14 protein-coding genes are annotated in these 12750 nt (G+C 44.8%); 12 read left to right on the top strand and 2 right to left on the bottom strand.

The annotated features are described in order from the left end of the window. Positions 1 to 89 precede the first annotated feature (89 nt). The 5 genes from KSP24_RS09500 (at position 90) to groL (ending at position 4081) form a co-directional block, all read left to right on the top strand. Positions 90 to 572 (top strand): MogA/MoaB family molybdenum cofactor biosynthesis protein, encoded by a 483-nt coding sequence (locus tag KSP24_RS09500; protein WP_013369877.1) that lies wholly within the window; start codon positions 90 to 92, stop codon positions 570 to 572. Between the two features lie 102 nt (positions 573 to 674). Then, positions 675 to 926 (top strand): twin-arginine translocase TatA/TatE family subunit, encoded by a 252-nt coding sequence (locus KSP24_RS09495; RefSeq protein ID WP_216975007.1) that lies wholly within the window; start codon positions 675 to 677, stop codon positions 924 to 926. A 112-nt stretch (positions 927 to 1038) separates the two neighbouring features. After that, on the top strand, positions 1039 to 1806 hold the full coding sequence (gene tatC, locus KSP24_RS09490) for a twin-arginine translocase subunit TatC (RefSeq protein WP_216975006.1): 768 nt from the start codon (positions 1039 to 1041) through the stop codon (positions 1804 to 1806). A gap of 291 nt (positions 1807 to 2097) precedes the next feature. Further along, entirely contained in the window at positions 2098 to 2379 is a 282-nt protein-coding gene (gene groES, locus KSP24_RS09485; protein WP_007429271.1) for a co-chaperone GroES, read from the top strand. Between the two features lie 73 nt (positions 2380 to 2452). Then, a complete protein-coding gene (gene groL, locus KSP24_RS09480; protein ID WP_013369880.1) occupies positions 2453 to 4081 on the top strand; it encodes a chaperonin GroEL in 1629 nt (542 codons plus the stop codon). 66 nt (positions 4082 to 4147) lie between these two features. Here the strand turns inward: groL and KSP24_RS09475 are convergent, their stop codons facing one another. Further along, positions 4148 to 5344, bottom strand: coding sequence for a tyrosine-type recombinase/integrase (locus KSP24_RS09475; RefSeq protein WP_216975005.1), 1197 nt, complete (start codon positions 5342 to 5344; stop codon positions 4148 to 4150). A 15-nt stretch (positions 5345 to 5359) separates the two neighbouring features. Next, positions 5360 to 5752 (bottom strand): LexA family protein, encoded by a 393-nt coding sequence (locus KSP24_RS09470; RefSeq protein ID WP_330705983.1) that lies wholly within the window; start codon positions 5750 to 5752, stop codon positions 5360 to 5362. Between the two features lie 22 nt (positions 5753 to 5774). Here KSP24_RS09470 and KSP24_RS09465 point away from each other — a divergent pair, with 22 nt between their 5' ends. From KSP24_RS09465 to KSP24_RS09435, 7 genes are all read left to right on the top strand, one after another. Then, positions 5775 to 6098: a terminase small subunit gene (locus KSP24_RS09465; RefSeq protein WP_254207710.1), complete on the top strand. Its 324-nt coding sequence runs from the start codon at positions 5775 to 5777 to the stop codon at positions 6096 to 6098. Further along, the gene (locus KSP24_RS09460) at positions 6079 to 7341 is read left to right on the top strand and encodes a PBSX family phage terminase large subunit (protein WP_216975106.1); all 1263 of its coding nucleotides are present in this window, start codon (positions 6079 to 6081) and stop codon (positions 7339 to 7341) included. The genes KSP24_RS09465 and KSP24_RS09460 overlap by 20 nt, the downstream gene beginning before the upstream one ends. A 20-nt stretch (positions 7342 to 7361) precedes the next feature. Further along, entirely contained in the window at positions 7362 to 8834 is a 1473-nt protein-coding gene (locus KSP24_RS09455) for a phage portal protein (RefSeq protein WP_216975003.1), read from the top strand. Next, positions 8831 to 10528 carry a minor capsid protein gene (locus KSP24_RS09450; RefSeq protein ID WP_216975002.1) on the top strand — a complete coding sequence of 566 codons (1698 nt, stop codon included), beginning with the start codon at positions 8831 to 8833 and terminating at the stop codon, positions 10526 to 10528. The genes KSP24_RS09455 and KSP24_RS09450 overlap by 4 nt, the downstream gene beginning before the upstream one ends. 232 nt (positions 10529 to 10760) lie before the next feature. Beyond that, positions 10761 to 11366, top strand: a complete 606-nt coding sequence (locus KSP24_RS09445; RefSeq protein WP_216975001.1) for a phage scaffolding protein — start codon at positions 10761 to 10763, stop codon at positions 11364 to 11366. Continuing rightward, positions 11366 to 11722, top strand: coding sequence for a hypothetical protein (locus tag KSP24_RS09440; RefSeq protein WP_216975000.1), 357 nt, complete (start codon positions 11366 to 11368; stop codon positions 11720 to 11722). The genes KSP24_RS09445 and KSP24_RS09440 overlap by 1 nt, the downstream gene beginning before the upstream one ends. Before the next feature lie 29 nt (positions 11723 to 11751). Beyond that, positions 11752 to 12741: a major capsid protein gene (locus KSP24_RS09435; RefSeq protein ID WP_216974999.1), complete on the top strand. Its 990-nt coding sequence runs from the start codon at positions 11752 to 11754 to the stop codon at positions 12739 to 12741. Positions 12742 to 12750: the final 9 nt, after the last annotated feature.

Raw genomic sequence — 12750 nt, 5'->3', positions numbered from 1 at the left:
GGTACTGTGATGTGATGGAGGATGCAGCGTGGCTGTTTCTGATTTTCAGAAGAGAAAGTATTCTTTCATGATAGGAGAAGGGTGATCTTATGGTGTGGAAAACGGCGATCCTAACAGCCAGTGATAAAGGGGCAAGGGGAGAGCGTGAGGATACAAGCGCACAGGTCATCCGGGAACTCGTCGAAGAAGAACTGGGCGGAGAGATTGTGGAATACCGGATCGTTCCCGATGAACCGGATGAGATTATTGCGGCTTTAATCGAAATGACCGATTATTTTCATGCAGACTTGGTGCTTACTACAGGCGGGACCGAACTGGCGATCCGTGATGTGACACCTGAGGCGACCAGACGGGTCGTGGAACGGGAAGTGCCAGGTATGGCGGAAGCCATGAGAATGATCGTGATGCAGAAAAATCCGGCGGCCATGCTTTTTCGTGGAATCGTGGGGATACGTGGACGTACGTTGATTGTCAATTTACCAGGAACGCCCAAAGGCGTGCATGAAAATTTGGCAGCGATTATGGATCAACTCCCGGAAGCGTTGCTTATGGTGACAGGTCAGTTTCGGTAGAAGGCAGACCGTGTGTGTGGTATGATACCTGTAAGAATTTATAAGGCCGTATACGGACAGAGGTTCTCATTTTGTCCGTCAACATAAGGAGGATTACTACACATGCCCAATATTGGAGCACCGGGTTATATTTTGTTAATTATTCTGGCGCTGCTGCTATTTGGTCCGAACAAGCTGCCTGAGCTGGGCCGAGCTGTAGGGCGTACATTCCGTGAATTTAAAAACGGGGCACGCGATATTTTATCTGAAAATGAACGGACTGGGCGGAAAGAAAGCAAAGATAGTGTGGTCCAAGCATCACAGACAACGTCTTCAGAAGTTCAACCTCAGCCTGAGGATAAACGTTTGTCATAGATTTAGTTATTTATTTTTGCTGCTTGTATAATGAACATGAGCCTCTTCTTTAGTGAAGGGCTTTATTTTTTAGGAGGCGCTGCTGCGTTCCGTTCAGAAAGGAGGAATGGACTTGACCCCATCAGAGCATGAAATGCCGCTATTGGAACATCTGGGTGAGCTCCGCCGACGAATAATTTATGTGCTGATTGTATTTGTATTGGCACTGGCTGGTGGATTGTTCGCGGCGGGTTCTGTCTATAATTGGCTTATTCGCTCCGGTTCGGCGAAAGCTTTTCAGTTAAATGCATTTTCCTTTTGGGACGGAATCGGCATCTACATGAAGATCGCCATGATCATTGGGATTGCAGTGGCGTTACCGTTTGCATGCTACCAATTGTGGAAGTTTGTCAGCCCGGGATTAAGGCCGCAAGAACGGAGTGCAACCTTGCGATATGTGCCTTATGTGCTGCTTTTGTTTATGATTGGTACAGCTTTTGCTTATTTCATTATTTTCCCGATGGCGATTCAGTTTACATCGTCCGTCACCAAAAGTATGGGATTGCAGGAAACGTACGGTATTGCGCAATATTTCACCTTTATGTTTAATATTGTGTTGCCTGTAGCGTTGCTGTTTGAACTCCCCCTGCTGATCATGTTTCTGACAGGGATTCGTGTATTAACCCCGATGAGGCTTCGCAAATGGCGGAAGATTTCTTATTTCCTGCTTGTTTTTGTTGCCGTTGTTATCACTCCGCCGGATTTTATATCCGATTTTTTGGTGGCGATTCCGTTGCTGGTGCTGTATGAAGCGAGTGTATATTTGTCATCAGTCGTGTATCGCAAGCAATTGCGTGCACAGGAGGAACGGGAGGCCGAATTGCGTGTAGCTACGGAATAATAAGACAGGACCTGAATGGCTCAACAACTAATTTCTCTAAAATTGATCAGTATAGCTATCTTAAAAATAACCATTAGCCTTGAGTTAACGGTTATTTTTAAGATAGGTGGATATAATCGAGAATGGTTGCCCATAAAAATTCCCATAAAAAATACATTAGGGACTTGAAATTCAATCTCAAGTTGAGTATCATAAAGTTGGTTGTTAGCACTGACCACTGTTGAGTGCTAATACATACAACATAACAACCAAATTACAGGATAAAACACTTAATAAGGAGGCTATTTTTTCATGATCAAACCTTTGGGTGAACGCGTATTGGTGGAAGCAATTGAGCAAGAAACAACGACTTCCTTCGGAATCGTACTTCCTGACTCTGCCAAGGAAAAGCCGCAAGAAGGCAAAATTATCGCGGTTGGCGCAGGCGCATTGAAAGACGGTGCCCGTATTCCTCTGGAAGTAAAAGAAGGCGACCGTGTCATTTTCTCCAAATACGCTGGAACGGAAATCAAATATGAAGGTAAAGAATATTTGATTATGAAAGAAAGCGATATCCACGCGATCATCGGTTAACCGGAACCCGGACAAGACCTAAATATAGGAATTGAAACAAATCATTCATAATCCATAGGGAGGTTTATCACAAATGGCTAAAGACATTAAATTCAGTGAAGACGCTCGCCGCTCCATGCTGCGCGGGGTAGATGCATTGGCTAACGCTGTTAAAGTAACACTCGGACCGAAAGGCCGTAACGTTGTACTGGAGAAAAAATTCGGTAGCCCGCTCATCACTAATGACGGTGTAACGATTGCAAAAGAAATCGAGCTGGAAGACGCGTTCGAAAACATGGGCGCTCAACTGGTTAAAGAAGTAGCAACCAAAACGAACGATGTAGCTGGTGACGGTACTACTACGGCTACTGTTTTGGCTCAAGCCCTCATCACTGAAGGTTTGAAAAACGTAACTGCTGGCGCAAGCCCAATCGGTATCCGTAAAGGGATCGACAAAGCAGTTAAAGCAGCTGTTGCTGAACTGCAAGCTATCTCCAAACCAATCGAAAGCAAACAATCCATTGCTCAAGTAGCTGGTATTTCCGCTGCTGATGATGAAGTAGGCGAATTGATCGCTGAAGCTATGGAAAAAGTGGGCAAAGACGGTGTAATCACAGTTGAAGAATCCCGCGGTTTTGCAACAGAACTGGAAGTAGTTGAAGGTATGCAGTTTGACCGTGGCTACATTTCTCCGTACATGATTACAGATACGGACAAAATGGAAGCTGTTCTGGACAATCCGTATATCTTGATCACTGACAAAAAAATCACAAACACACAAGAAATCTTGCCATTGCTTGAAAAAATCGTACAACAAGGCAAGCCACTCGTTCTGATCGCTGAAGACATCGAAGGCGAAGCACTGGCTATGCTCGTTGTCAACAAACTGCGTGGTACATTCAACGCTGTAGCTGTTAAAGCTCCAGGCTTTGGTGACCGTCGTAAAGCAATGCTGCAAGATATCGCTGCCCTGACAGGCGGTCAAGTAATCACAGAAGAACTGGGTCTGGACCTGAAAACAGCTTCCGTGGACCAACTGGGTACAGCACGTCAAGTGCGTATTACAAAAGAAAACACGATTGTGGTTGACGGTGCTGGAAACAAAGCCGACATCGACGCTCGTGTTAGTCAAATCCGTACGCAACTGGAAGAAACTACTTCCGAGTTCGACAAAGAGAAACTGCAAGAGCGTCTGGCTAAATTGTCTGGCGGCGTAGCAGTAATCAAAGTCGGTGCGGCTACTGAAACAGAATTGAAAGAACGCAAACTGCGCATCGAAGATGCTTTGAACGCAACCCGTGCTGCGGTTGAAGAAGGTATCGTATCCGGTGGTGGTGTAGCACTCCTGAACGTATACAAAGCAGTTGCTGCTGTTGAACTGCAAGGCGACGAGCAAACAGGCGTGAACATCGTGTTGCGCGCTCTGGAAGCTCCAATCCGCACTATCGCTGCTAACGCAGGTGAAGAAGGCTCTGTAATCGTTGAGCGTCTGAAACGCGAAGAAGTTGGCGTGGGCTTTAACGCAGCTACTGGCGACTGGGTAAATATGATTGAAGCTGGTATCGTAGACCCTGCGAAAGTAACTCGTTATGCATTGCAAAACGCAGCTTCCGTAGCGGCTATGTTCCTGACTACTGAAGCAGTGATCGCTGACAAGCCAGAACCAGAAAAGGCTGCAATGCCTGACATGGGCGGAATGGGCGGAATGGGCGGCATGATGTAATGAACCAAAAAACCCTTGGTGCAACAAGGGTTTGATGGATCGTTATATTGATTTGTTAACAATTTGTTAACTCTGATCAGATTTTTTTGAGGCTCTCATTAGTTCGCTGAACTTTTGAGCAGCCTCTTTTCTTTTTGGCTTAGTTATATGAAGGTATATTCTGCGTGTTATCTCGTCGTTTGCATGTCCTAACCGCTGCATAATTTGTTCGAGAGTAGCCCCAGCTTCAGCTAATAGCGAAGTATGAGTGTGACGAAGTGAGTGTGGGGTGAGATCAGGATTAAGTCCAGCTAGTTTTAGTAATCGCTTCATCCTAAGTTCAACCATTTTTATTACTTGAGGATACCCAGCAAATTGCCCTACTCTTGCGAATATAAATCCTTGATCGTGATAAGTCGTTGGCCTTTTGCCTTTCTCTATCTTTTGAATTGTCAGGAGGTTTTGAAAACCTACAATAACTTCATGATCAACATCTATTTCACGAACCGATGATATAGTTTTTGGTGTGTTGAGTTTGTAAAGAGCATAATTGTTATTTGGGTTGTACAAAGTTTTCGTTATTCTTATCTTGTCATCTTCGAAGTTTACGTCCAGTTCTTTTAATGCACATAACTCGCCGACTCTTATGCCTGTATAAGCCAACGTATTAAAGGTTTCAAAATCATTATCCAATCCATGTTCTTGAGCTATCTGTAGAAAATGAACGAGCTCATCTCGTTCTAAATATTTTGGCATCTCATTATCCTGCTCTAGTTCTTGTATAGTTTTCTGGCGCTTAGGCACAAAAGCAGTTAATGTAGGATCTGTTTTCAAAGCGCCGATTTTTAAGCCATATGAAAAGATCATTCTGCCGGTTGAATGCACACCTGATAACGTATTATCGGCTAGTTTGCTTTGTAGACTTATGAGTGCATCCTGATACATCTGTTCAGTGATTGAAGATACATTGAGCTTTGCAAAGAACGGTAACAAGTTTTCTTTTTCATTAGTTCTGATTCGGATCGTACCATCTTTTTTTGGTTTTCCATGAGAACTATAATATTTCAACCACTTGTCCGCTAATTCTTCAAAAGTCATTTTGGTTTCTTCTTTGAACACGCCTCGATTTATCTCGGACAGCATATCCGCGGCAGCAGCTTGCGCTTCTTTTTTAGTCTTAAACCCGCCTTTTCCCTTTTGTTTTCTTTTACCTGTTTTCGGATCAGTACCAATGCTGATCATAAATGACCAGGTTGATCCTCTTTTATAGAAACTTCCTTCCAATTTCGAACACTCCTTTTATTGTCTGAAATGCCCTACATAAACTCCACAAACTATAAATTCATTTGGTGTCACCTCCATGGACTGATAAGAATCATTTTCTGGTACAAGATTAAACTTTGCAGAACCTTCAGACCATTTCATTCTCTTTAAGACGCCTTCTTCGCCGTTAATGATAACCGCAACAATTTGTCCATTGAATTCTGCCCAGCTTTCTTTCCTCATGAAAACAATGTCTCCATCATTAATGCCCGCATTAACCATAGAGTCACCTTTTACTCTTAAAGCATAGTCTGGTTGTTTTTGTTTCATAAAAGGATAGTTTATATATTCTTCAATATTGTTTTCTGCAATTATCCCGTCACCAGCACAGATTGATCCGATCAAAGGTAAAGCTAAATCAGATGCCACTATGAGGACAAATGCTAGCAAATTGCTAACAAAACCTAACGTCAGAGCCTATATTGATGATAAAATCGCGCAAAAAGACGACGAAAGGGTAGCCAAACAGGACGAAATACTCCAATTCCTTACTAAAGTTATGCGAGGGGAACACACTGAACAGATACCAGTGGGCAAGGGCGATGGGTATTTTGAGCTTGAGGACAAGGATACTTACGTTAAAGACCGTGTAAAGGCTGCTGAACTGCTTGGGAAGCGTTATGCAATGTGGACTGATAAGCAGCAGATTGATGGTAACGTTGGTGTGGTCATTGTGGATGATTTGGGTGATGGCGATGACAGCCCTCAAGGTTAAGCTATCTGAGAAGGTTACACCCCACTTTCAAAGCTTCTGGCGGGTATCCAACTCACATAAATACCTGAAGCACGTACTTAAAGGCGGCCGTGGCTCGGGTAAGTCAGCACACATAGGACTGAAAATCATTAAGGACATGATGAAATACCCAGTGACTACCCTGTGTGTTCGTAAGGTTGCTCGTACACTTGAAGAATCGGTGTTTGAGCAGCTTAAAGAGGCAATAGAGATACTTGGGGTATCTGAGTATTGGAGAGTCGTCAAAAGCCCGTTACAGCTTGTCTACATCCCTCGTGGCAACAAGATAATATTCCGTGGTGCGGACGATCCTGCAAAGATTAAGTCAATCAAGATGTCCAAGTTCCCAATAGCCTTCCTTTGGATTGAGGAAATGGCCGAATTCAAAAATGAAGATGAAGTATCAACCATCGAGAAGTCCATTTTGCGCGCTAAGCTGCCAGATGGTCTTTTTTATGCATTCTATTACTCTTACAACCCACCAAAGCGAAAGCAGAATTGGGTTAACAAGCTGTATGAATCGCAATTTATACCAGCTAATACGTATGTTCACCACTCAACTTATCTTAACAATCCGTATCTGTCTGAAGAAAGTATCGAAGAAGCGGAGGAAATGAAGCGTACGCGGTTCCAACGGTATGAGTGGGAGTATCTAGGCAAAGCGATAGGGAGTGGTGTTGTGCCGTTCGATAATCTTACATTCCGCACAATTTCAGACGAAGAGGTCAAAAGCTTCGATAACATCCGGCAGGGCAATGACTGGGGTTACGGTGTTGATCCGCTTGCCTTTGTTCGCTGGCATTATGATAAAACACGGCGAAAAATCTACGCCTTGGACGAAGTATACGGCGTGAAGATATCTAATCGGGAGTTGGGTGAGAAGCTCAAGAAGAAAAAGTATGACCAGCAGTTAACCATTGCAGACAGTGCGGAACCCAAGTCAGTGGATGAATTAAAAATGCAGTTACATTGCCGTTTCAAGGGTGCGAAGAAAGGTCCAGGTTCAGTGGAGTATGGTGAAAAGTGGCTTGATGATCTGGGCGAAATCGTTATTGATCCAGTTCGTACGCCAAATATTGCTCGAGAGTTTGAGAACATCGACTATCAGACGGACGCAGACGGCAATCCACGGACTCGGCTGGACGATAAGGACAATCATACCATTGATGCCACACGGTACGCCTTTGAGGACGATATGAGGCAACCAGGTATCTCATTTGATTAATACAGGAAGGAGGACATGCATTGAGCACAACACAAGATATCATCCGCATGCTTGAGGAAAACTCTCCAATGACCAATAAGGAAATAGCTATGCAAGAGGTCGCGGATTTCAAAGGATCTATGAAGCGTAAACTTATGATCTTGGGGCAGATGTATTATGAAAACAAGACGAAAATACTTGAGAAGAAGCGTACTGTTGTTGGCGAAGGCGGGGTAAGGCAAGAAGTCCATAATCTAGCTAACAATAAGCTAATACATGGATTTGTTCGCAAACTCGTAGATCAGAAAACAGGGTATCTGCTTTCCAAACCCTTTAGCATACAAACTGACGGTCCTGATGAATACAAGAAACATCTTAGTGAATACTTCGGCAAAGACTTTCAGCGTACACTTAAGAACGTTGGTAAGAATGCAATCAATAAGGGGATAGCCTGGCTACAGGTTTATTACACCGAGACTGAAGAACTTGCCTTTAAGAGTATTCCAAGTGAGGAAATTGTCCCGCTTTGGAAAGATTCAGCGCATACAGAGTTGGATGCAGTCATTCGATTCTATGATGTGATCTACTACGAGGCGAAAACCAAGAAGACCATTACAATAGTTGAATTTTGGGATTCAAAAGGAGTCATGCGCTTCTCTCAAGACAGGCTAGTCTCGAAGGATTTAAGTCCATTAGGAGAAGTTGAATCTCACTTTACAGCCATAGTAAACGGTAAGGAAATGCTTCTGAATTGGGAACGCCCACCTTTTGTTGCATTCAAGTACAACGACGAAGAGCAACCGCTAATAGAAATGATCAAAACATTGGTTGATGATTATGATTTGCAGATGTCGGAGAACGCGGACAATATCGAGGATATGCCAAGCAGTATTATTGTGCTGAAGAATTACGGTGGCGGAAAGTTGGAAGACGCACGGCGTAACTTGGCTCAACTACGTATGGTTAGGGTTGAGGCAGACGGCGGCATTGATACGTTAGGTATAGACATCGACACTACAGCACTAAGCAATCATATTGCTGAATTGAGGAAGAGTATTTATGAGTTTGGTCGAGGTGTGGACACGCAAACGGACAAGTTTGGTAATAATCCGTCCGGCATAGCCCTTCGCTCTCTCTATCAGGATTTAGACTTGGATGCGAATACGATTGAGGCGGAATTTCAAGCCTCGCTGGAACAGCTTCTTTGGTTCGTAGATCAACATCTGTATAACACAACAAAGGTTGACTACTCTAGTTATGACGTTGATTTTATTCTTAACCGAGACGTTATGATCAATGAAACTGAAGCAATTGAAAACGTCAAAAACAGCGTAGGTATACTGTCCGATGAAACTAACCTTGCTAATCATCCATGGGTGACTGATGTAAAGACCGAAGAGGAGCGTAAGAAAACCGAGGCCGATGAAGCCATGAAAACAGCAGAGGATCAGCCTTATGGCGGTACAGGTGGCAATCCCCCTGAAACAGACCCAAAACAGGATGAACAGTCATGAGGTCCGAGGAATATTGGTCAGGTCGTATGGATGCCCTCAATGAGGCGCAGCTAGGCAAAGGCGATGCATATGTCCGCAAGATGGAAATTGAGTACGCCAAGGCTAACGCATCCATCCAAAAAGATATTGACGTGTTCTACCAGCGGTTTGCGAAAAATAACGAGATAAGCCTAGCGGAAGCACGGCAAGTGCTGAAAGCTGGAGAGCTCAAAGAGTTCAAATGGACGGTAGACGACTATATCAAGGCAGGCCGCGAAAATGCTGTGGATCAGCGGTGGATGAAGGAACTTGAGAATGCATCCATAAGAGTGCGTATGACTCGCTTAGAGGCTTTGCAAATGCAGATGCGGCAACATGTCGAGGTGCTGACTGGAAAGCGTCAGGCAGGCGCTAAGGAGCTTATGGGCGACATATACAAGGATGGGTACTATCACTCAGTGTTTGAGTTACACAAGGGTACAGGGTTGGGCGCCACTTTCTCTAAGTTGGACAAGCGGCAGATTGAAGCGGTTTTAAGTAAACCCTGGGCAGCCGATGGTTCGAACTTCTCTGCACGGATCTGGAAAGACCGTGACAAGTTGGTCCATGAGCTTCAAACAGTGCTCACTCAAGGGATGATACGCGGCGATACACCGGATAAGATGATTAACGCCTTATCTGACCGAATGGGTGTTTCCCGTTCTGCAGCTGCACGAATCATTCAAACAGAATCGGCCTACTTTGCCGGCCAGTCTCGTATGGATGCCTATAAGGAGCTGGGAGTAGAGCAATACAAGTTTACAGCTACCCTAGACAAGCGTACATCAAGTATCTGCCGGCACATGGATGGAGAGGTATTTGCATTGTCCGAGGCTGAGGTAGGAGTTACTTACCCGCCGCTACATGCTTATTGTCGGTCCACTACGATTCCTCATTACGAGGACAATGTTCAGGAGCGAATAGCTCGGGATGAAGATGGAAAGAACCAAGCGGTACCCGGTGACATTACCTATGAGCAATGGGAAAAGGAATATGTTAAGCCGAACGCACCGAGTGAACCCACAGAAAGCAACGTGCCAGATCCTGAGGTTGAAGAACCTGGGGGAAGTTTTAATCGGAAGTACAATCCTAAAGCTTCTTACCATGTTGATCTACCTAATGTGTCTGAACCGGTATTAGAAAAGTTAGCTGAGGTAAACCGCAGTCTTGCCCGGGAAGGTCACAAAGCAGGTAAAGAAATAATGGTCATTATGGATCAAACCGCAGGCAAGAAAATCGGTAGAGCAGACGGCATCATAAATAAGGTTACATTCACGCCTGAGATACACGATTCGCTTATTAAAGCACCGCCAAATAGTGTGATCCTGACTCATAACCACCCAAGAGGAACAAGGGTTAACGTTAAGGATATTCGCAACATGGCGATTTATCCGGCTATATCTAGCCTGCTTGCAGTTGGACATGATGGAGGAGTAAGTGGCGTATCATCTAATGGTAAATCATCCGATCTGCTTGTGTTTAATAATGTGCTGGAATCCACTGCTATGACCGCTCTTGAGCAGTTACAAAGCAGCGAGAACTATGCTACAATGTCAGAAACAGCCAAGAATGAATATATGGATTACCTATGGTTGCGATTAATCATAAAAGAACTGGGGTGGACGTATGTCGAAGACTTCCAAGCAGCCAAAGCGGACTATCGGTTTAATCGATGATACGCCGCTGAAACTGGATTTCACTAAAACGCCTAAAGAAATAGCTGCTGACATGCTAAGGCAAGTCAAAGAGCCGTTTGAAAAACAAAATAGTAAGGATTAAAGCCTGATTGCACATTTAGATGCAGCAGGCTTTTTATTTTGCCTATCGCCGTTTGGTATTGTGGGCGAAAAACACAAGACATCACTGGTCGAGACCAGGGTAAAAAACGAAGATGAAGGAGCGGTATTTATGGAATGGTTGAGAGTATTGCTGGAGGGTCAAGGCGTGCCAGCGGACAAAATTGATGCTATCACAAAGGGGGTTGAGGAAAAGTACACCGGATATGTACCTAAGCATCGATTTGATGAAATAAATGATGCTAAGAAGCAACTTGAAGGTGATTTGAAGGAACGCGATAAGCAACTGACCGATTTGCAGAAGGCCGCAGGGGATGTCCCAGCGCTACAAGATCAGATTGCGAAGCTTCAGGCGGACAATAAAGCCGCTACCGACAAGTACGAATCTGATATGAAGGAACTGCGAATGAACACTGCGCTTAAGATGGCTCTAAGCGGTCAGGCGCACGATCCTGATATTGTGGCTGGACTGCTGGACAAAACAAAAATCGAACTGGACGACAACGGCGCTGTAAAAGGCGGCTTAGACGACCAACTCACTGGCCTACGCGAAAGCAAGGGCTTTTTGTTTGTGCAAAAAGAGGAAGGCAATACGCAACCGACTTTCAAAGGTGCTAAACCAGCAGAAGGTGCGGGCGCAGGCAACCCACCAGCACCATTGAAGGGTTATGACGCAGGCAAGTCTATTGCCGAGCAAAGAAATGGGAGTGAAAAATAATGAATTTGAATCCACGTGTTAAAGAGTATGGATCACAGAAGGAAATCCTTTATACAGTGAAGGGCTCCATTGAAAAGATCGGTGGGGTGACGTTGGATGGCACTAAGTTTGCTGTAAACACACTTGTTCCAGCAGGTACAGCAATCAGCATCCAAGCCAACGGGCTGGCTAAACCGTTTGCGGATGCTGACACAGGCAAGGTTTATCTCACATCACATGATGCGTTTACAGGAGATGCGACCACACAGAACGTCATTGTAGGTGCATGGGCGGAAGCATTGGTTGTGGAAAGCAAACTCACAGGCGTTACAGCAGCATTTAAAACAGCGGCAGGCGGACGTTACCGCTACTACTAAAACAGGGATAAGGGAAGGGGAATATATAAATGGGTATTCTTTCATTAGATCAATTTAAACAGCCGGAATTCATGGGGTATGTTGAGAACCGGCTTATACCAAAAAAGTATCTTCTTAAAGCTATCAGTGCCACCGATACGACCTATGATTTGACTTTTGATTATGACGTATTTACACAAACCTATGCACCAAGCGCCTCCATTACTGGATGGAACTCAGGTGCTCCGCTACGGGACAAACAAGGGTTAAAAACACTCACTCAAGAGGTTGCTAAGATCCAGCACGGATTCCGCTTGGACGAACGTGAACAGCTCAAGTTTACTAACCCGCGTGTTGAAAACGAACGCCAACGGGCAATCCAACGCATCTATGACCAAACGGACCTCCTGATAGAGGGTGTGAACGATACAGAGGAATGGTTGAGAGCGCAGGCTGTTTACAACGGGGTTATCGTGTATAACAAAAATGATGTGCAGATTAATGTAAACTTTGGCCTGACGGCTAAGGTAACGCCGACAGTTCTATGGTCGGATCGTGCTGTTTCTACGCCGCTGGATGATTTGCGAGTTGCTATTAAGGCGTACAAAGACGCTAACGCAGGCCAAGCGCCGCGCTATATCGACATTTCGGGTGACGTTATGCTCGATCTGACTCTTAACGCTCAGACAAGAGGCGCGTTGTTCGGTGTTAACAGCGCTATGTTGCCTACCCGGGAGCAAGTAGAAGGCCTCATCACACAAATCGCTGACGCTCCAATTACGATTCGAGTGAATGACGATGTGGTTTCTTTGGAAGGGGCGGCGCCTGCGCGGTTGCTCGAAGCTCGTACAGTTGCATTACTGGGTGAACAACCTATCATCACGGTGCAAGGACCAACAATTGAAAAGAACTTTGAACCAGGAATCTATGTACTGCCTATCGTTAAAGAAGGCCCACCGCCATCCGAAGAAGTATACGTTGGTGAATCTGCTTTTGTAGCTGTACAAAAACCATCCCAAATCTACCGCTTGTCGGTTTAATAGGAGGAA

It is taken from the genome of Paenibacillus sp. AK121, assembly GCF_019042715.1.
GTDB lineage: Bacteria > Bacillota > Bacilli > Paenibacillales > Paenibacillaceae > Paenibacillus > Paenibacillus polymyxa_C.
This window is presented reverse-complemented; position numbering and strand designations above follow the sequence as displayed.